General features: G+C 65.8%; 18 protein-coding genes. 12 read left to right on the top strand and 6 right to left on the bottom strand.

Annotated features, from left to right (window positions below; genetic code table 11):
• Positions 1-29: 29 nt before the first annotated feature.
• Positions 30-665 (top strand): peptide-methionine (S)-S-oxide reductase MsrA, encoded by a 636-nt coding sequence (gene msrA / locus C8348_RS07575; protein ID WP_106752694.1) that lies wholly within the window; start codon positions 30-32, stop codon positions 663-665.
• Between the two features lie 33 nt (positions 666-698).
• On the opposite strand, the gene recQ is transcribed toward msrA, so the two are convergent.
• Together recQ and C8348_RS07565 are read right to left on the bottom strand one after the other, a co-directional pair.
• Positions 699-2573, bottom strand: a complete 1875-nt coding sequence (gene recQ / locus C8348_RS07570; RefSeq protein ID WP_106752693.1) for a DNA helicase RecQ — start codon at positions 2571-2573, stop codon at positions 699-701.
• Between the two features lie 117 nt (positions 2574-2690).
• Positions 2691-3068 carry an MAPEG family protein gene (locus C8348_RS07565; protein ID WP_106752692.1) on the bottom strand — a complete coding sequence of 126 codons (378 nt, stop codon included), beginning with the start codon at positions 3066-3068 and terminating at the stop codon, positions 2691-2693.
• A gap of 172 nt (positions 3069-3240) precedes the next feature.
• On the opposite strand from C8348_RS07565, the gene C8348_RS07560 reads away from it, so the two are divergent.
• Positions 3241-3642, top strand: a complete 402-nt coding sequence (locus C8348_RS07560) for a methyltransferase family protein (protein WP_198646961.1) — start codon at positions 3241-3243, stop codon at positions 3640-3642.
• On the opposite strand, the gene C8348_RS07555 is transcribed toward C8348_RS07560, so the two are convergent.
• The gene (locus C8348_RS07555; RefSeq protein ID WP_106752690.1) at positions 3639-4562 is read right to left on the bottom strand and encodes a LysR family transcriptional regulator; all 924 of its coding nucleotides are present in this window, start codon (positions 4560-4562) and stop codon (positions 3639-3641) included. The two genes, C8348_RS07560 and C8348_RS07555, sit on opposite strands and share 4 nt — an antisense overlap.
• Positions 4563-4685: 123 nt before the next feature.
• Between C8348_RS07555 and C8348_RS07550 the strand changes: the two genes are divergently transcribed.
• The 5 genes from C8348_RS07550 (at position 4686) to C8348_RS07530 (ending at position 9205) form a co-directional block, all read left to right on the top strand.
• Positions 4686-5312 carry a nitroreductase family protein gene (locus C8348_RS07550; protein WP_106752689.1) on the top strand — a complete coding sequence of 209 codons (627 nt, stop codon included), beginning with the start codon at positions 4686-4688 and terminating at the stop codon, positions 5310-5312.
• Positions 5313-5399: 87 nt separating this feature from the next.
• Complete coding sequence (locus C8348_RS07545; protein ID WP_106752688.1) at positions 5400-6353, top strand: DMT family transporter; 954 nt, start codon at positions 5400-5402, stop codon at positions 6351-6353.
• Between the two features lie 76 nt (positions 6354-6429).
• A complete protein-coding gene (locus C8348_RS07540) occupies positions 6430-7494 on the top strand; it encodes a glycosyltransferase family 4 protein (RefSeq protein WP_106752687.1) in 1065 nt (354 codons plus the stop codon).
• A complete protein-coding gene (locus tag C8348_RS07535) occupies positions 7491-8447 on the top strand; it encodes a glycosyltransferase family 2 protein (RefSeq protein ID WP_106752686.1) in 957 nt (318 codons plus the stop codon). Before C8348_RS07540 ends, C8348_RS07535 begins: the two co-directional genes overlap by 4 nt.
• A gap of 17 nt (positions 8448-8464) precedes the next feature.
• Positions 8465-9205: a glycosyltransferase family 32 protein gene (locus C8348_RS07530; protein WP_157950399.1), complete on the top strand. Its 741-nt coding sequence runs from the start codon at positions 8465-8467 to the stop codon at positions 9203-9205.
• 23 nt (positions 9206-9228) lie between these two features.
• Here C8348_RS07530 and C8348_RS07525 read toward each other — a convergent pair whose 3' ends face one another.
• Together C8348_RS07525 and C8348_RS07520 are read right to left on the bottom strand one after the other, a co-directional pair.
• Positions 9229-10317, bottom strand: coding sequence for a glycosyltransferase family 61 protein (locus C8348_RS07525; protein WP_208983621.1), 1089 nt, complete (start codon positions 10315-10317; stop codon positions 9229-9231).
• A 66-nt stretch (positions 10318-10383) separates the two neighbouring features.
• Positions 10384-11310 carry a LysR substrate-binding domain-containing protein gene (locus tag C8348_RS07520; RefSeq protein WP_106752684.1) on the bottom strand — a complete coding sequence of 309 codons (927 nt, stop codon included), beginning with the start codon at positions 11308-11310 and terminating at the stop codon, positions 10384-10386.
• A 252-nt stretch (positions 11311-11562) separates the two neighbouring features.
• Here C8348_RS07520 and C8348_RS07515 point away from each other — a divergent pair, with 252 nt between their 5' ends.
• The 4 genes from C8348_RS07515 (at position 11563) to C8348_RS07500 (ending at position 15863) form a co-directional block, all read left to right on the top strand.
• Positions 11563-12099, top strand: coding sequence for a hypothetical protein (locus tag C8348_RS07515; protein ID WP_106752683.1), 537 nt, complete (start codon positions 11563-11565; stop codon positions 12097-12099).
• 27 nt (positions 12100-12126) lie between these two features.
• Positions 12127-13002 carry a sigma-70 family RNA polymerase sigma factor gene (locus tag C8348_RS07510; protein ID WP_106752682.1) on the top strand — a complete coding sequence of 292 codons (876 nt, stop codon included), beginning with the start codon at positions 12127-12129 and terminating at the stop codon, positions 13000-13002.
• Between the two features lie 168 nt (positions 13003-13170).
• Entirely contained in the window at positions 13171-14379 is a 1209-nt protein-coding gene (locus tag C8348_RS07505; protein WP_106752681.1) for an acyl-CoA dehydrogenase, read from the top strand.
• Between the two features lie 299 nt (positions 14380-14678).
• Complete coding sequence (locus tag C8348_RS07500; protein ID WP_244293955.1) at positions 14679-15863, top strand: NAD(P)/FAD-dependent oxidoreductase; 1185 nt, start codon at positions 14679-14681, stop codon at positions 15861-15863.
• Here the strand turns inward: C8348_RS07500 and C8348_RS07495 are convergent, their stop codons facing one another.
• Entirely contained in the window at positions 15864-16721 is an 858-nt protein-coding gene (locus tag C8348_RS07495; RefSeq protein ID WP_208983620.1) for an N-formylglutamate amidohydrolase, read from the bottom strand.
• A 258-nt stretch (positions 16722-16979) separates the two neighbouring features.
• Between C8348_RS07495 and C8348_RS07490 the strand changes: the two genes are divergently transcribed.
• Positions 16980-18161, top strand: a complete 1182-nt coding sequence (locus C8348_RS07490) for a pyridoxal-phosphate-dependent aminotransferase family protein (RefSeq protein WP_106752678.1) — start codon at positions 16980-16982, stop codon at positions 18159-18161.
• Positions 18162-18179: the final 18 nt, after the last annotated feature.

Genomic DNA, 18179 nt, shown 5'->3' with positions numbered 1-18179 from the left:
CTGTGACCATTCATCGGGAGATTGCCACCATGGTGCGCGCCACTGTTCTCGCTCTTGCTCTTGGCCTTGCCGTCCCCCTGCCGGCCAGTGCGGACACCGCGCTGTTCGCAGGCGGCTGCTTCTGGTGCGTCGAGGCGGACATGGACAAGGTGCCCGGCGTTACGGCGACCGTCTCCGGCTACGCCGGCGGCAAGACCGACAAGCCGACCTACAAGACCTATGAGGACGGCGGCCACCGCGAGGTGGTCGAGGTCACGTTCGATCCGGCGAAGATCAGCTACGGCGATCTCGTCGCCATCTTCCTGCGCACTGTCGATGTGACCGATGCCGGCGGCCAGTTCTGCGACCGGGGCCATGGCTATTCAACCGCGATCCACGCGCTTGATCCGGCGCAGGAAAAGGCTGCCGAGGCGGAAATCGCCAAGGCCGAGAAGATCCTGGGCCAGTCCATCGTCACCCCGGTCGAGGGCAAGGCCACGTTCTGGGCGGCCGAGGACTATCATCAGAACTACTATCTCGGCGAGGATCGCACGCTGACCCGCTTTGGCTATGTCAAGCAGAGCGAAGCCTACAAGGGCTATCGCGGGGCCTGCGGCCGCGATGTCCAGGTCAAGCGGGTCTGGGGCAACGAAGCCTACAAGGGCCTCAGCAAGGCTGGTTCCTGACGCTGCCAGTGGTCCGGCGTCCGGCGCGATCTGTCAGACGCCCGCCTCGAACGCCTCGACCAGCTCGAGAAACGCATCGCCATAGCGATCCAGCTTGGTCTGGCCGACGCCGGAGACGGCAAGCAGCTGCTCCGGTGTCACCGGCCGCGCATGCGCGATGCCGATCAGTGTGGCATCGGGAAACACCACATAGGGCGGCACTTCATTCTCCCGCGCGATCTGCGTCCTGAGCCGGCGCAGGCGCTCGAAAAGCAGCCGCTCTTCCGCATCAAGATCATCCGCCAGCGTCGACGACCGCTCGCCGCGCGAGGACTTGAGGCTGGCCGCAGCGCGGTCGCGGCGCAAAAGCACCTTGCGCTCGTTGCGGAAAACCGCTCGGGCCTCCTCGGTCAGCACCAGCGCGCCATAGCTGGCGTGATCGACGCCCACCAGCCCCATCGCCACAAGCTGCCGGGCGACCGATTGCCAGGTCTTCGGCGACAGGTCCTTGCCGATCCCGTAGACGGTCAGCTTGTCGTGGCCGAAGCGGGTGATCTTCTCGTTGTCCTTGGCCAGCAGCACATCAATGACATGCCCGGCGCCGAAGCGCTGGCCGGTGCGGTAGATCGCCGACATGAACTTGGAGGCGGCCTCCGTGCCATCCCAGGTCTCCACCGGTGACAGGCAGGTGTCGCAGTTGCCGCAGGGCTTCGGGTACACCTCGCCGAAATGCGCCAGCAGCGCCTGACGGCGGCAGCCGGCCGTCTCGCAAATGCCGAGCAGGGCGTTGAGCTTGGCGGTTTCCGCCCGTTTCACCTCGTCCGGCGCATCGCCTTCGGCGATCATGCGCCGGCGCTGCACCATGTCGGCCATGCCATAGGCCATCCAGGCTTCGGCCGGAGCGCCATCACGGCCGGCGCGGCCGGTTTCCTGATAATAGGCCTCGACGGACGAAGGTAGGTCCAGATGGGCCACGAACCGCACATCCGGTTTGTCGATGCCCATGCCGAAGGCCACCGTGGCGACGAGGACGAGATTTTCCTCCAGCAGGAACGCGTCCTGGTTCGCTTCCCGGATCTCCCGGTCGAGCCCGGCATGATACGGCAGGGCACGGATGCCCTTCGAGGTCAGCCAGTCGGCGATATCCTCGACCTTTGCCCGCGACAGGCAATAGACGATTCCGCTCTCGCCCTTGTGCCGCTTGAGGAAGTCCAGGAGCTGCTGACGCTGGTTCTCGCGCTCGACAATCTCGTAGCGGATGTTGGGCCGGTCGAACGACGTCGTGAAAACCTGTGCGTTTTCAAGCTTCAGGCGCACGCCGATGTCTTCGCGGGTGTGCGGATCGGCGGTCGCCGTCAGGGCCACGCGCGGCACGCCGGGATAGCGCTCGGCAAGGCTCGCCAGCTGCAGGTACTCCGGCCGGAAATCATGCCCCCACTGGCTGACACAATGGGCTTCGTCGATGGCAAACAGGGAAATCGGTATGCCCTCAAGCAGCCTTGAGAAGGAGGCTGTGGCCACCCTTTCCGGGGTCACATAGAGAAAATCCAGTGCCCCGGCGCGACAATCTCCGACAATTTTCGCCTGTTCATCCGCGCTCATGGCCGAGTTGAGGGCTGCGGCCCGAACACCGGCCGCTCTCAGCGCCCCGACCTGATCCTTCATGAGGGCAATCAGCGGCGAGATGACGATCCCCGTGCCCGGCCGGCACAGCGCCGGGATCTGGAAGCACAGCGACTTGCCCGCACCTGTCGGAAACAGGACGATTGCGTCCTCGCCGGCGACCAGCGCGTCGACCACTTCCCGTTGCCGGCCACGGAAAGACGCATAGCCAAACACGTCGGCCAGCACCTTCGCCGGGTCGCGGCGGACGGAGGACGTTGCTGGAGTGATGAAGTCGTCGGCTTGTCGAGCCTGAGGATGCGGCATCTGCGGCGGGTTCCCTTGTCCGGCGCACAATCCCTTATTCGCGCGCGCCGGGCAATGACCTGATGTGGATGGCACCACAAAACCCGCCGGAAAAGCGCCCCGGAAAGCGGTCGTTTGTCAGCTCCAGAGCGGACTGGTGAAGATCGCGACAGACGACGCGGTCGACACCATCCAGGACAGGGAACGCGGGGTGGCCCGGTCGGTCCAGTAGCAGACGGTGTAGATGATCCGCATCAGGACAAAGAGGACGGCGAGCTTGTCGATCCAGATCGGATCACCGCCCTGCCAGAGCCCGACACCAACGGCCACGGCAAACAGCGGAAAAGCCTCGAACCCGTTCGCCTGAGCCCACTGGGCGCGGGCACGGAATCCTTCGGCGAAATAGGCCGGATCGCGCGGGCGGGCATTGTCGAAGCCCTTCGACATCTTGGCGGGCAGCACGGAGAGCATGGGCAGGAAGGCGGCGACAAGAACGCACCAGAGGGCAATCGGCAAGGGAACGGCTCCTGAAAGTGCACCCGTCGGGTGCGGTGTGGTTTATGATTGGCTATGTTGGCCAGGAAGCCGCCCGCGTCAATCAAGGATAGCCATGAAGGATCAGCCTGCTTCCCGGCATTCTCGCCTTCTCGTCCCACCCCCGGTACAGGCGCTTTGCTGGGCGTTAGCCATGTGGGCGATTGCTTCGACCTGGCCGGCGCCTGTCATCCGCTTGCCGGGACAGGCTGTTGTTGCGCTGGGTCTGGCTGGTGTCGGGCTGGCCATTGACCTTGCCTCTGTTGTCCGGTTCCTGCGATCCCGCACGACCGTCAATCCCATAAGGCCGGACAAGGCGACAAGTCTGGTGATCTCCGGTCTCTACCGTTATTCGCGTAATCCCATGTATCTCGGCATGCTGCTGGTGCTCAGCGGCTGGGCTGTTTGGCTCGGTCATGTGATCGCTTTTGCCGGACCCGTCCTGTTTGCAATCGTGTTGACCCGGCTCCAGATCCTGCCGGAAGAGACCGCGCTTGAGGCCCGCTTCGGACAGGAGTACCGCGACTACAAGGCCCGGGTCCGGCGCTGGATCTAGCGATCGGACCCGGCATCTTGCGGTGAACCGTTATGCCGCTGCAGTACCTCGACCGCAAAGTCGATGAAGGCGCGGACTTTTGGGGGCACATGGCGGCGGGAGGGGTAAAGCGCGTTGACCACAACGTCCGGCGTCGTCCAGTTCGGAAGCACCTGGGTCAGCCGCCCGGCGGCCAGATCTTCCGCAACATAGGCGCGGGGAATAAGGCTGAGCCCGAAGCCGGACCGCAGCGCATCGCGAACGGCAAGGCTGGACGAGACCTGATAGCGGCCCCGGACTTTCTGGTTCACCACGTCGCCATTGCGGTGAAAGCTCCAGGCATCCGCATTGCCCGACAGGGAGAAACGCACGCACTCGTGCCGGGCCAGGTCCGCTGGTTCTCTCGGCTCGCCTGCCCGTGCCAGATAGGCGGGAGAGGCGCAAAGCACATGACACAGGGTGCCGACGCGGCGTGTGATCAGGGCTGCATCTTCCAGCCTCTGCCCGCCGCGAAGGGCAAGGTCAAACCCGTCGCGGACAAGATCAACCCGGCGGTCATTCAGGTCCAGGTCGAGAGAAATCCTGGGGTAGCGGTCAAGAAACTCCGGAATGCGTTCCGTCAGGAGCACGAGGCTTGAGGTCATGGGCGCACTGACCCGCAACCGGCCGGACGGCTCGGTGTTGAGGCTTGCAAGCTGGTCGCGGGCTTCCTCCAGCTCGTCTAGGGCGCGGCGCACCTGCTCGAGATAGAGGCTTCCCGCCTCCGTCAGGTTGAGGCGCCGTGTGGTGCGGTTGAAGAGACGCGTTCCAAGATCGGTTTCCAGTTCACCGATGGCCTTGCTGGCTCCGGCCGGGGAAAGGCCGATGGCGCGCGCCGCTGCGGCGAAACTGCCAAGATCGGCGATGGCCCGGAACAGGCGGAGGGTCGAGAGGCTTTCCATGGATGAAATATTATTCACTTTTCGTAATGAGTGAAACGAAAATCAGATGAATTATCACCTTGGAAGAAGTGGTCTATTTCCTTCCGGACAGCGCCGCACGGCGTAACTGAAAGGACAATAACCATGCAGATCCAGATGCCGGCCGTGATCAAGGCCATTGAATCCCGCTCCTCGGTCAACTTCTTCCAGGCTGGCGAGGTCCTCGAGGACGAGGCGATCCTCCGCCTTGTCGAACTTGCGGTGCGTGCGCCGTCCGCCTTCAACCTGCAGAACTGGCGCTTCATCGCGGTCCGCTCGCCCGAGCAGAAGAAGCGGTTGAGGGCCGTGTCGATGAACCAGGCCAAGATCGACGAGGCCGCCGTCACCTTCATCATGTGCGGCCAGTATCCGCGCAAGGGCTCGCTCCCGGCCCTTCTGGCCCCCAGTGTCGAGGCCGGCTTCATGCCGGCGGCGATGGCGGCAGACCTTTCCAGGAATGCGGATGATTTCTACGCCAGCAGCGAACAGCTGGCGCGTGACGAGGCCGTCCGCTCTGCCAGCCTCGCGGGTGCGTTCCTGTTGCTGGCTGCCGAGGCGCATGGCCTTGGCGCCTGCCCGATGGTGGGCTTCGATGCCGAGGCACTGTCGGCAGCCTTTGAACTGGATAACGACGAGGTTCCGGTGATGCTGATCACGGTCGGGACTGCCCTCGATGGCAACTGGCCGCAGAAGTCGCGCCGCGCCCCCACGGCGGTTGCAAAGCTCGTCTGAGGCAATAGTCTCTCGTTCGGAGTGCAGGTGGCCTTCCGGCGCAGATGCCGGACCACCTGCAGTCCGGCCTTATGATCGGATCAGGTCATGAAACAGCTTTCCCTGCTGGCGACGATGCTGGCCCCGCTTGTATGGGGCAGCAGCTATCTCGTCATTACCGAGTTTCTCCCTCCCGACCGGCCCATGACGCTTGCCATGTGGCGGGCTCTGCCGGCGGCGTTCCTGCTCCTGCTGATCGTCCGCACCCTGCCGCGCGGCATCTGGATCTGGCGCGTCACCGTGCTTGGGGCGCTGAATTTCACCCTGTTCTGGACCCTGATGAACATCGGCGCCTACCGGCTGCCGGGCGGCGTTGCGGCAACGGTCGGCGCGATCCAGCCGCTCATTGTTCTGGGCCTGTCGCGCATGTTGCTGGGAACGCGGCTGACGGTTCTGGCGGCCGCGGCGGCGCTGGTCGGTATTGTCGGCGTCGGTCTCCTCACCTTGAAGCCGCAGGCGGCCCTCGACAGCGTCGGTGTGGCGGCAGCCCTTGCCGCTGCGGTCTCGATGGCATTCGGAACGGTGCTGACCCGGCTCTGGAAGCCGGATGTCTCCGCCCTGACCTTCACGGCCTGGCAGCTGACGGCAGGCGGTCTGCTGCTTGTGCCACTGGCCCTTTTGACCGAGCCGGCCATGCCGGCGCTGACCATGACCAACTGGGTTGCCTTTGCCTATTTCAGCTTCATCGGGGCCGGGCTGACCTATCTCCTGTGGTTCCGTGGCATCCAGCTGATGGGTCCGACGGCGGTTGCCCCGCTCGGCCTGCTCTCGCCTGCCATGGCCGTGGTGCTTGGCTGGGCCTGGCTGGACCAGTCGCTGGGAACCTGGCAGATCGTTGGCATGGCACTTGTCATCATCAGCGTCCTGGCAGGCCAGTGGGCCGGGATGGCAGCCGGCAAGACTGCCGCTTCAAAAGGTCGCGAGGTCATTCCTGGTGGCGATGGGATGGCGACGGTCGTCCCGGATGGACCGGTGACAGCGCGCCCGGCCGGTCAGGCTTGAGCCAAGCGAAGCGCTTGCAGCCGCGCACGGCGACAGGTAGTCAGGAGGAAACCCGGAAACAGACGGAGCCTTCGCGGTGCGCGTATCCATAGTCCTGCCGCGCGGCATGCGCTTCTCGCCGGAAGGGGCCACGTCCATCGATCTGGTGGCGCGTGACCTCATCCTGGCCAGCCGCTATCGCGAGGCAACAAGCGTGGTTGGCGCGGCGGTGGACAATCCGTTCCCGGATGTGCCGTTTCGGGCTGTTGTCGCGTCCTCCCAGCGGGGCATGATCGCCGGCTGCGTTGACCGGCTGAAGGCTGATCGGCCTGAGGTCATCCTGGTCCATCAGCATCCGGAAAGCGCTGCCGCCATCGCCCGGGCGATGCCCGGGGTGCCCGTCATCCTGCACCGGCACGGTCTTCTGAAAAAGCCGCGCGGCTGGCTGTCGCGCTGGCGGCGGGCCCGGCAACTGGAGCAGGTCAAGCGCATCGTCTTTGTCAGCCAGTTTATCCGGGGCACGTTTCTGGAGGATTTCCCGCGCGTTGCGGCGAAAAGCGTGGTCATTCCCAACGGGGTCGATACCGGCCTGTGGCTGCCGGCCACGAAGGAACGCCGTATCACCTATGTCGGACGGGCCCGGGCGGACAAGGGGATCGGCGAGTTGCTGGAGGCATTCCTCGGCCTTGATGCGCCCGGCTGGACGCTGTCGCTGGTCATGTCTGTCCAGTCGGAGGAAGAGGCTGCCTTCGCCCGCGCAATCGAGGCACGGGCTGACGGGCGGGCCGATGTGGAACTATTCCGCAGCCTGACCATTGACGCCGTCCGGGCCGAGCTTGCCCGTTCGGCCATCGCGGCGCTGCCGTCCATCGTGCGGGAGGGGTTTCCGCGCGCGGTTGTCGAGGCGATGTCCTGCGGCTGTGCAGTCATCGCCGGCACGGGCGGCGGTACGCCTGAGGCGGCCGGAGAGGCCGCCATTTTGCTGGATGCCGTTGACGCGGCAAGTGTTCGTGCAGCCCTGGCGCGGCTGGTGGCCGATCCGGTGCTGTGTACGACCCTGGGCGCAGGTGCGCGGGCCCATGCGGCGAGCCAGCTGGATCTTGGCGTCGTGGCGCGGCGCTATGATGACCTGATTGCAGATGTCGCCAGCAAGGGGGCATGATGCAGCCTGAAGCCGCCTTTGTCGGGATTCTGGTCTGCACGGCCCGCCGGCCGGAGATGTTGCGCGCCTGCCTGATCGCGCTCAGCCGGCAAAGCCTCGCCGCTGGTATCACGGCCGAAATCTGTGTCATCGAGAATGACGCCGAGCCATTGAGCGGGCAGGTGGTCGAGGACGTGCGCGCAGTGTCGCCGCTGGCCATCCATTATGTGCAGGAGCCCCGGCGCGGCATTCCCTTCGCCCGCAACCGCTCGCTTGCCGAGGCCCTGTCGCGTGGCTACGACTGGATCGCCCTGATTGACGATGACGAGATCGCCGAGCCGGACTGGCTGATGCAGCACCTTGCAACGGCACGCAAGCATGCGGCCGAGGTCACCTATGGTTGGGTCAGGAAAAACTTCGAGGCCGAGCCGCCTGCCTGGTGGCCGCCGGAAGTGATGCGGCCGGACCCGGAGGGCACGGTTCTGCCCCGCGCCTCGACCAACAATGTGGCGTTCTCGGCCCGCTTGATCCGGCCGGATGGCAGCAACTTGAGCTACAATCCGGTGTTTCTCAACGGCTATGAGGACCTCGATTTTTTCGAGCGCGCCCATGCCAAGGGGCACCGGATCGTCTGGGCGCCGGGCGCGGTGGTGACCGAGGATGTGCCGGCCAGCCGTGTTGCGCCCGACCGCCTGATCGCCCTCGTGCGCGCCAGTGCCGAGGCGCATGTGCAGGCCGATATCCTGAAGATGGGCTATGCGAAGGCGGCACTGAAATATCTTCTGAAAGGGCTGCGCCGGCTTGTCGGGGGTGCCATCCTGTTGGCTCTCGCCGTGCTGCAACAACGACTGGGGATCGCCCGGAGCGAAAACCGGTATTACAAGGCGCGGCTGCGGCTGGCGCGGGCCTCCGGCAATCTGCAGGGCGTCTTCGGTCACCGGCCGGATTACTACGGCACCATCGACGGGCGCTGATGGCAAAGGCAGAGGGAATGCAGCTTCCAAGGCGGATATTCACCTTCTGGACGGGTTCCAATGCCATGTCCGATGCCCGGCGGCGTGGGCTGGACAGCATGGCCGCGACGGGCTGCGAGGTCATCCTGGTGACGCCGGAGACGCTTGCGCCCTGGCTGGTGCCGGGGGAGCCGCTGCCGGACACCTATGACGCCTTGAGCGTCGTGCACCGGTCGGACTATCTGCGCGCCTATTTCATGCATCACCATGGCGGCGGCTATTCGGATATCAAGCCGACCAGCCAGTCCTGGCTGCCGGCCTTCGAGGCGCTGGAGACAAGCGACGCCTTTGGCATCGGCTATCGTGAGATCTCGCCGAAAGGCGTGGCGCATGTGCATCGCCACCGGCTCGCCGGGGCGCTGCGCTCGGGCGTGCGGGCGCGGGGCTGGCTGGAAAGCTATCTGCACTATCGCCGAATGCGCTGGGCCTATCGGTCGCTGATCGGGAACGGGGCCTATATTTTCCGCCCCGGCACCACGTTTACCGCCGAATGGCTGGCGACGGTGACCGGGCGGCTTGAGCTCCTGCGTGAGGCACTGCTGGCCAATCCGGCCCGGATCGCGCGCGAGGCGAGCGACAGCCTCATCGATGGCCGCCTGACCGGTTATCCGCTGCCCTGGTCGGGGATCTGCGCCGATGTGCTGCACCCCCTGGTGTTCCGGCATCGTTCGCGCATCCTGCAAGGCCTGCCGCCGCCGGGCTTCCGCGATTATCAATAGGCAGTCTTTCCCGTCTTGCGGGATCAGCCGAGCAACCGCTCAAGACCAGCATCGAGTGCGTCCAGATCGACCTCGGTGTCGGCGGTGAAGGCGCGGCCCTGCGGCGCCAGCGTCATCTGGCTTTCGTAGGAAAAACCCTTTTCCCGCGCGAGCATGAAGTAATGCGGCGAGCCCATGCCCGGGCTGAACAGTTCCAGCACCCGGCAGGGACCGCGGCGGAACAGAAGGTTCGTCAGCCCGGCCCCATGTGCTCCCGCAACCGCCGGCGCACCGGCAAATAGCTGAACCTGCTCGCGCAGCGGCAGGCTGCCGGGGTCGACGGGACGAAAGCCCTTGCTCCGGGCAAGCGCTGTGACCGCGTCCTGGTTGCGAAAGCGGCGGCCATTGTTGGCGCTTGCCTTTCGTTCGATCAGCAGCGGGTCACCCTGGCCGCCGACGGGGGCGGCAAAGCGCTCGGCGATTGCCGACATGATTGCGTCGGTGAGGAAAAAATCCCGCACCAGAAAGGCCTCGTCGACGGCAATGACCTCCTTGCGGCCCTGGACGAGGACCGGGCGGCTGCCGAAGACACCCATTTCGAGGGCCTCTTTAAAAAATCCGGTGGCTGCGGTCTTTTCGCCGACGAGGAAGGGCAGGGCCGGATCGAGGCCGGCGGCGTCGGCCACGCTTGCCTTGCTGAGCACGAAGAAGAAGAAGTGGAAGAAATTGTCGCCATGCACATGGTGCAGCAGGATCGCGCCGGGCAGGCGCCGGGACGGGGCGGCAAGATGGCCGGCAAAGCGCGGGCCGCGCTCGCGCTCCGGCGTGTCGCTGGTGCCCCAGATGATGCGTTTCTCGCTGAACAGGAGACCCATCTTCGGGTCGACGGTCACGGGCCGGGTGAGGCGCAGCACGCCCTGCACTTCCTGCCGGCCGCCGTGCTGTTCGAGCCAGCTTCGCGCCTGGTCCGGCATTGCTGCCGGCGGATCGAGGCGGGGCGCTGTCCGTGCGACGAGGCCGGGCGGCACGTCCCGGCTGACGGCGACAAGCGGCAGCGCCGGCCAGAAGTGCTCGAGGCGGTGGATCATCGCCTTGCGGGCGGCATGGAACCTGTCGCGGAAAGGGGTGTTCACGCTCGCGCTCCCGGATGATGGCCTGCCTTCAATACGCTGCCCCGGGCGTGCTGCAAAGACGCTCCTTCACCCCGGCAGCAGGCTTTCACGGCTGATGCGGGCAGCTTTCGCCTCGGCCAGCAGCCAACGCCTGAAAGCCGAGACAACGGGCCGCAGCGCCCGGTTCTCCGGAAAGACGAAATGATAGGCGGAGCGTTCGGCAAGCGTGCCGGGAAACAGCTTGACCAGACGGCCAGACGCGAGCTCGTCCTCGACAAAGAACACGGGCATGATCGCGACGCCCAGATGATGCGCGGCCGCTTCCGCAATCATGCCAAACTGCTCGAAACGTGGCCCCTGGAAGGCGGTGTCGGTGGCAAGGCCATTCGCTTCCAGCCAGTCGCGCCAGGCCATCGGGCGCGTGGCCAGCTGCAGACGCGGCACACGCAGGAGGTCCGCAGGCTGCGCCAGCAGTTGCCGATCTCGGAACGGGCGGGAGCAGACCACAACGGTTTCTTCCGGGAACAGCGGCTCGACGATGCCGCCGGCCCAGAGCGGGTCGCCGTGGTGGATTGCCCCGTCGAAGGGTTCCTGCTCGAAGTCGAAGGGCCTGAGGCGGATCGAGATGTTGAGCGCGGCCTGCGGCGTCTGGCGCAGGAAATCGGCAAGGCGCGGCGCCAGCCAGCGGGTGCCGAAGGTGGGCAGGACCGCCAGATTGAGCACGTCCTGACTGCCGGCAAAGGACATCACCTGCCGGGTGGCGTCGTGCAGATGGTCAAGCGCGCCGCGCACCTCGTGCAGGTAGAGCCGGCCGGCATCGGTCAGGAGCACGCGCTGCCGCACCCGGGAGAACAGGGCAACGCCAAGGCGCTGCTCCAGATGGCGGATCTGCTTGGAGACAGCGCCCTGCGTCAGGTGCAGCTCCTCCGCTGCCCGCGTGAAGCTCTCGTGCCGGGCTGCCGCCTCGAAGGCGACGAGGGCATCGGCGGGAGGAAGAAAGGCGCGCTTGAGCATGAGATCATTCCGGATCGGCGGAGCTTGCGCAGGAAAGACCTGCAGGTTCGGATCAGACTAGCGCAGGGTGATGAGGAATTGGAATGAAAGTTTGACCCTGTCGGAGAGGCCTCAAGAGGAGGACCGTGTGGCGACGGCAGCATCACCCTACCGACAGACGGGGCATGTCACGTTTTGCGGGGTCGAGCGTCATGGACGTGCAGGCGATCTCGGCCTGCGCATTGCTCCCCTAACGCTCTCGCCGGAGACCCCATGCTGAAATCCATGCTGATGGCGCAGACGCGCCAGTTTGGCCGCCGCTACGCTTATGACACGACCTTTCTGGAAGACCTCGTCGCGCAGGATCTGACCGGCGGCCTGAAACTTGGGCTGGCGATGCCGTTTCTCGATCACCGCTTCGGGCTGCCGGCAGCCGCCTATTTTGCCGCGCGCCTCATCACTGCCGACGCGGGCGGCTGCGGTGACTGCGCCGAGCTGGTGCTGAAACTGGCCGAAGAGGCCGGCGTCGCGCGTCACCGGTTGTTGCCGCTGCTGGGCGCGGAAGTCGGGGATGTGGTCGAGCCGGATCTTTGGCTGGCGGCGGCCTTCGCCCGTGCGGTGCTGCAGGACAGCCCGGATCAGCTGGACCTGGGGGAGCGGGTGCTGGACCGGTTCGGCCGGCGCGGCCGGATCGGGCTTGCGGCGGCGATTGCCTCGGAGCAGGTTTACACCGTGATCAAACGCGGGACCGGTCATGCGTTGCAGTGTGGCGCCGGTCCTCTTGCGCACAAACGCAAGGCCGGGGCCTAGGCCGGGTCGGTACGGGAGCAGGAACGCATGACGGTCTGGCTGGAGCAGCAGGAGGTGACACAGGCACGGCCGCGGCTCATGCGTCTTGCCTATCGCATGCTGGGCAGCCGGGCGGATGCCGAGGATGTGGTGCAGGACGCCTGGGTGGCCGGACTGGCGCTGCCCGAACTGCCCGACCGGCCGGAAGCCTGGCTGGCACGGGTGGTCACGACCCGGGCCATTGACCTCTTGCGCCGGCAGAAGCGCCAGCGGGCGGCCTATACCGGCTGCTGGCTGCCGGAACCCTGGATGGACGACGGCTCCGATCTCCCGGCGACGGACGAGGCGGAGGTTGACCTGTCGATGGCGGTGATGCGGGTGCTGGACCGGCTCAGTCCGCTGGAGCGGGCCGCCTTCCTGCTGCATGACCTGTTCGGACTGCCGTTCGAGGAGATCGGCCAGACGCTGGGCCGCAGCAGCGTTACCTGCCGCAAGCTGGCCTCACGGGCCCGTGGACAGCTGCAGGCGGACCGGCCGCGCTTTCCGGCGCGGCCCGAGGACATCGCACGGCTGACCGCGCTGATCGAGACCTGCGTGCGCAGTGGCGACACGGCCGCATTTGCCGCAATCCTGGCGGATGACGTGGAGCTGGTGTCTGATGGCGGCGCCAAGGTTGCCGCGGCACGGCGTGTGCTCAGCGGGCCGGCCGAGGTGTCCGGCTTTCTGGCCGGCGTGCTCGGGCAAATGGCGGAGGGAACGGCCATCGTGTCGCGCCGGGCGAACGGCGGCACAGCGCTGCAGTTTGCAGAGCCGGGCGCGCCGGACAGCCTGGTGTTCTTCGACCTGACACCGGACGGCCAGCTTTGCGGCATCTACATCCAGCGCAATCCCGACAAGCTGACAGCCCTGTCGCCTCAAGGGTAATCAACTTCATTCCCGTCTGGAATGATAACGGGAGAAACTGTCCCTTTAGTGCGGCCCCCCTCTCTGTCATGGTCCTTGCCAACCCCGGACACCTTGCGGCGTGACGCAGGTCCGGTCGAGACGCAGCGCGGCGGGCTTAGGCCCGTTCGCCGACGAGGAGGAAAGAACATGGCGGCCCTGAAGTCTGATCCCACCGGTGGCGGTACCTTTTCCTGGGATGATCCGTTCCTGCTGCGCGAGCAGCTGAACGAGGACGAGATCCTGATCATGGAAACCGCCCGCGCCTATGCGCAGGACAAGCTGATGCCGCGTGTGCTCGAAGCCTATGCGCATGAGAAGACCGACCGCGAGATCTTCAACGAGATGGGCGAACTGGGCCTGCTCGGCGTAACGCTGCCGGAAGAGTACGGCTGCGCCAGCGCGTCCTACGTGGCTTATGGTCTGGTGGCGCGCGAGATCGAGCGCGTCGACAGCGGCTACCGCTCGATGAACTCGGTGCAGTCCTCGCTGGTGATGTATCCGATCTATGCCTATGGCACGGAAGAGCAGCGCAAGAAGTACCTGCCGAAGCTCGCCTCCGGTGAATATGTCGGCTGCTTCGGCCTGACCGAGCCGGACGCAGGTTCTGACCCGGCCGGCATGCGCACCCGCGCCGAGAAGATCGACGGCGGCTACCGCCTCAAGGGATCCAAGATGTGGATCTCCAACTCGCCGATCGCCGATGTCTTCGTCGTCTGGGCCAAGTCCGAGGCGCATGACAATGCCATTCGCGGCTTCGTGCTGGAGAAGGGCATGAAGGGTCTCAGCGCACCGAAGATCGGCGGCAAGCTGTCCCTGCGCGCCTCGATCACCGGCGAGATCGTCATGGACGGCGTGGAAGTGTCCGAAGACGCGCTGCTGCCGAATGTCTCGGGCCTGAAGGGTCCGTTCGGCTGCCTCAACCGCGCCCGCTATGGCATTTCCTGGGGCGCGCTGGGCGCGGCCGAGGATTGCTGGCACCGTGCCCGCCAGTATGGCCTCGACCGGCATCAGTTCGGCCGCCCGCTGGCGCAGACGCAGCTGTTCCAGAAGAAGCTCGCCGACATGCAGACGGAAATTGCGCTCGGCCTGCAGGGCTCGCTGCGCGTCGGCCGCCTGTTCGATGAAGGCAAGGTGGCACCGGAGATGATCTCGCTGGTCAAGCGCAACAACTGCGGCAAGGCCCTCGACGTCGCCCGCCAGGCGCGCGACATGCACGGCGGCAACGGCATTCAGGAAGAATACCACGTGATGCGTCACGCCCAGAACCTGGAGACCGTGAACACCTACGAAGGCACGCATGACGTCCACGCCCTGATCCTGGGCCGTGCCCAGACGGGCCTGCAGGCGTTCTTCTGAGGAACGGACGAAGGGGACGCCTGTGCCTGCGTATCGCCGCTGGCACGGGGTCTGTTCCGTACTCTGAGGTCATCCCCGCCTCGTGCGGGGATCCTTGCGGTTTTCGGCCTTCTCTCCCGTTCCGGCTCGCGTTGATGCGGAGGCTGGATCCCCGCACAAGGCGGGGATGACCGTGGAGAGGGGCTGGGAGCACGGCGGAGAGGGCAGAGATTACGGCGGAGCGACTTGAGCGCGTTTGACCACTTCGACCGGACGGCATGGCCGCCCGGTCTTTCGCGTTTTGTGGCGGGGAGGACGCCTTGGCAGACACAGCAGATCTCGTGATCATCGGTGGGGCCGCAATTGGCTCGTCGGTGGCCGCCCAGCTTGCTGCGCGGAGCGATTTTTCCGGTCGGATCGTCGTGGTCGAGGCGGACCCTGCCTACACCTTTTGCGCCTCGGCCCGCTCGGCGGCCTCGATCCGGCAGCAGTTTTCCAGCGCGATCAACATCGAGATATCGCTCTTTGGCATCGCGTTCCTGCGCGACATCGGCCTGCGGCTTGCTGTCCCGGGGGGCGGGCAGGCGCCCGACATCGGGCTGAAGGAGGGCGGCTATCTGTTCCTGGCAACGCCGGAAACGCGCCCGATCCTGGAGGAAAACCATACGCTGCAACGCCGGCTCGGGGCCGACATTGCCTTTTACGAGCCCGAGGCGCTGGCGCGGCGCTTTCCCTTCCTGAACACCGAAGGCATTGCTGCCGGTTGTCACGGCACGACCGGGGAAGGCTGGTTCGACGGCTACGGCCTGATGCAGGCGTTCCGTGTCCGCGCCCGGGCGCTTGGCGTCGAGTATGTCGCCGCACGGGTGATCGGCCTGGAGCGGGGCGAGGCGGCCTGGCGGGCGCGGCTCGACACGGGCGACGTGATCGAGGCGGGGGCGGTGCTCAATGCGGCCGGAGCGTCGGGCGGGGCGGAGATCTGCCGGCTGGCCGGGCTGGAGCTGCCGATCCACCGCCGCAAGCGCTTTGTCTTCCCCTTCACCTGTCGGGAGAAAGTCACCGGTGTGCCGCTGCTGATCGACCCGGATGGCACCTATGTGCGGCCCGAGGGCGAGGGCTTCATCTGCGGCGCCGGCTCGGATGACGATCCGGACGTTGCGGCGGACGACTTCGAGGTCGACCACGCCTTCTTCGACGAACGCCTGTGGCCGAGCCTGGCGAACCGGGTGCCGGCCTTCGAGGCCATCCGCCCCGGCGCGGCCTGGGCCGGGCACTACGACATGAACCTGTTCGATCACAATGCCTTCGTCGGCAACGTGCCGGGCCGTCCGGGGCTCTATATCGCGCTGGGCTTCTCCGGGCACGGGTTGCAGCAGTCGCCCGCCGTCGGCCGGGGACTGGCGGAACTGATTGCGACGGGAGGTTACGAGACGCTGGACCTTGCGCCTCTGGGGCTCGAGCGGCTGGCACAGGACAAGCCGCTGATCGAGCGCAACGTCGTCTGATCAGACTGAGAGGAAATCCGGCAATGGTTCCAGCAGCGTGCGCGGCGGAGCCTTCTGCGCGCCATTGGCCCAGTTGATCAGATCAGCCGAAATGCGGCGCAAGGCTGCGCGGGTCTGCCTGAGGCGTTCCTTGTCCATCTCGAAGGGGGGCGTTTCGTGCCGGATATAGGCGCGTTGGGCCAGGACTAGGGTGATAGCATGGACGCCGTCGCGCGGCTGGCCAACCATCTGAGCGATGAAGCCGCCGGTCGTGATGTCATTTTCCGACAGACCACCGTTCGGATAGTCCTTTTCAAGGCTGGCGACGATGCTGGTCACATCCTCGTGGCAGCTTCGGCCCTGGCAATTGCCGATGTTGACCATAGGCAGTTCGCCCGGGAACCTGCCCTTGATGCGTGAGCGCATGGACTGGATGTTGAGCAGGACCACGCGCCGGTTCTGGCCCTTGAGCCGTTCGATCTGGGCTCCCAGTGCGGTGTGGAACGGCTCGTGGAACAGCCTGCGCCGCTCCTCGATTTCCACCGGCCCCGGATCTTCCTCGGCCTGGTAGACGCGCTTGCCGTCCATGGTGGTCAGCGGGCACAGCGCCACGGCGGGATCTGACGGCTGGCCATCCGCCTCGCGGACCGGATCGCGGTCGACGTCAATGACGAGGCGCGAAAAGGGGGTGCGCAGGACACTGATGCCAAGCTCGCCGGTAAAGTCGGCCACTTGGTCAAGATGCCAGGACAGATCGGTCTGCAGGCGACCGGTTGCGGTCATGCGGCGTTCCAGCTCGCGCGGAATGCGCAGGCCGGAATGGGGCAACACCAGAAGCAGGGGCGAACTACGCTCTTCAACCACAATCATTCTTGCCATAACTCACGAGATCCGAAGCGTCAGTTTCGGCGAGGTTGTACGGGCGCACAAGGCGGCACAGGCTACTCCTCTCACGAATCGTCGCATCTGGGGTGACATTGATGCGACAGCGGCAGGGCGCACCACCATTCGCACGGGTCAATCCCCAGAAAATGGCGGAAATCCCAGATGTTGCTATCCGTTGCCGCCGCCTGCCCGGCAGGGCTATATCTGGGACCTCGCCTGATTTCTCTCTACCGCCTTCCAGGACACTTCGACATGACCCTTCGCAACGGCAAGGAATTCCTGATGATCCCGGGCCCGACAAACGTGCCCGACGAGGTGCTTCGCGCCATGCACCGGCCGGCGGTGGACATTTATGAGGGACCTTTGCTCCGCACCACGGACGCCTGCCTCTCCGGGCTGAAGCGGTTGTTCCGCACCGAGGGCAAGCCCTACATCTACATTTCAAACGGCCATGGCGCCTGGGATGCGGCGCTGTCCAACACGCTGTCGCGCGGCGACACGGTGCTGGTGCTGGAATCGGGCCGGTTTGCGCTGGGCTGGGGCGAGGCGGCAGCCATGAGCGGGATCGAGATGGAGGTGCTGCCGGGCAGCTGGCATCTGCCGGTCGATCCGGCCGCCGTCGAGGCGCGGCTCAAGGCCGATACGGCGCATGCCATCAAGGCGGTGCTGGTGGTGCAGATCGATACCGCGTCCGGCGTTCTCAACGATATTGCAGCGATCCGCAAGGCGATCGATGCGGCCAGGCATCCGGCGCTCTACATGGTCGACTGCATCGCGTCGCTCGGCTGCGTGCCCTTCGAGATGGACGAATGGGGCGTCGACCTTGCGCTGACCGGCTCGCAGAAGGGACTGATGGCGCCTCCTGGCCTTGCCTTCGTTGCCGCCGGACCGCGTGCGCTGGCCGCGCACAAGACCGCCGGCCTGCGCAACAGCTACATGGACTGGACGTTCCGTGACGGACCGGAACACTACATGAAATACTGCGGCACACCGCCGGAGCATCTGCTTTTCGCCTTCAACCGTGCGGTTGAACTGATCGAGGAGGAGGGGCTGGAGGCCGTGTGGCGTCGGCACGCACTGCTGGCGCAGGCAACCCGCGCTGCGGTCGAGGTCTGGGGGCAGGCAGGAAGCCTGGAACTGAACATCAAGGTGCCGGACGCCCGTTCCGACAGCGTGACGGTAATCCTGTTCAACGGCGTCGATCCGGCCCCGCTCAGGGCCTTCGTCAAGGATGTCTGCGGCGTCACCGTGGGCGGAACCATCGGCGAGATCGCCGGGCGTGGCATCCGCATCGGCCACATGGGGCACGTCAATGCGGTGATGCTGCTCGGCACTCTGGCGGCGCTGGAACTTGGCCTGCGCCATCTTGGCATTCCGCATGGCGCCGGCGGTGTCGATGCGGCGATCCAGAGCCTGCAGCAGGCGCTGGCCTGACATCGCCCGGTCGACACC

Origin of the sequence: Pannonibacter carbonis (assembly GCF_003012935.1) — a bacterium.
In the GTDB taxonomy this organism is placed as follows: domain Bacteria; phylum Pseudomonadota; class Alphaproteobacteria; order Rhizobiales; family Stappiaceae; genus Pannonibacter; species Pannonibacter carbonis.
Note: the sequence above shows the minus strand (reverse complement) of the source record. Positions and strands in the feature narration are given on the sequence as shown.

Excerpts from the sequence above, each read along its gene's own strand:
- C8348_RS07495 (WP_208983620.1), bottom strand. The coding sequence starts at position 16,721 with ATGGCAAGAATGATTGTGGTTGAAGAGCGTAGTTCGCCCCTGCTTCTG.
- C8348_RS07490 (WP_106752678.1), top strand. The coding sequence starts at position 16,980 with ATGACCCTTCGCAACGGCAAGGAATTCCTGATGATCCCGGGCCCGACA.
- C8348_RS07505 (WP_106752681.1), top strand. The coding sequence starts at position 13,171 with ATGGCGGCCCTGAAGTCTGATCCCACCGGTGGCGGTACCTTTTCCTGG.
- C8348_RS07545 (WP_106752688.1), top strand. The coding sequence starts at position 5,400 with ATGAAACAGCTTTCCCTGCTGGCGACGATGCTGGCCCCGCTTGTATGG.
- C8348_RS07530 (WP_157950399.1), top strand. The coding sequence starts at position 8,465 with ATGCAGCTTCCAAGGCGGATATTCACCTTCTGGACGGGTTCCAATGCC.
- C8348_RS07555 (WP_106752690.1), bottom strand. The coding sequence starts at position 4,562 with ATGGAAAGCCTCTCGACCCTCCGCCTGTTCCGGGCCATCGCCGATCTT.
- C8348_RS07510 (WP_106752682.1), top strand. The coding sequence starts at position 12,127 with ATGACGGTCTGGCTGGAGCAGCAGGAGGTGACACAGGCACGGCCGCGG.
- C8348_RS07515 (WP_106752683.1), top strand. The coding sequence starts at position 11,563 with ATGCTGAAATCCATGCTGATGGCGCAGACGCGCCAGTTTGGCCGCCGC.
- C8348_RS07520 (WP_106752684.1), bottom strand. The coding sequence starts at position 11,310 with ATGCTCAAGCGCGCCTTTCTTCCTCCCGCCGATGCCCTCGTCGCCTTC.
- C8348_RS07535 (WP_106752686.1), top strand. The coding sequence starts at position 7,491 with ATGATGCAGCCTGAAGCCGCCTTTGTCGGGATTCTGGTCTGCACGGCC.
- recQ (WP_106752693.1), bottom strand. The coding sequence starts at position 2,573 with ATGCCGCATCCTCAGGCTCGACAAGCCGACGACTTCATCACTCCAGCA.
- msrA (WP_106752694.1), top strand. The coding sequence starts at position 30 with ATGGTGCGCGCCACTGTTCTCGCTCTTGCTCTTGGCCTTGCCGTCCCC.
- C8348_RS07560 (WP_198646961.1), top strand. The coding sequence starts at position 3,241 with ATGTGGGCGATTGCTTCGACCTGGCCGGCGCCTGTCATCCGCTTGCCG.
- C8348_RS07550 (WP_106752689.1), top strand. The coding sequence starts at position 4,686 with ATGCAGATCCAGATGCCGGCCGTGATCAAGGCCATTGAATCCCGCTCC.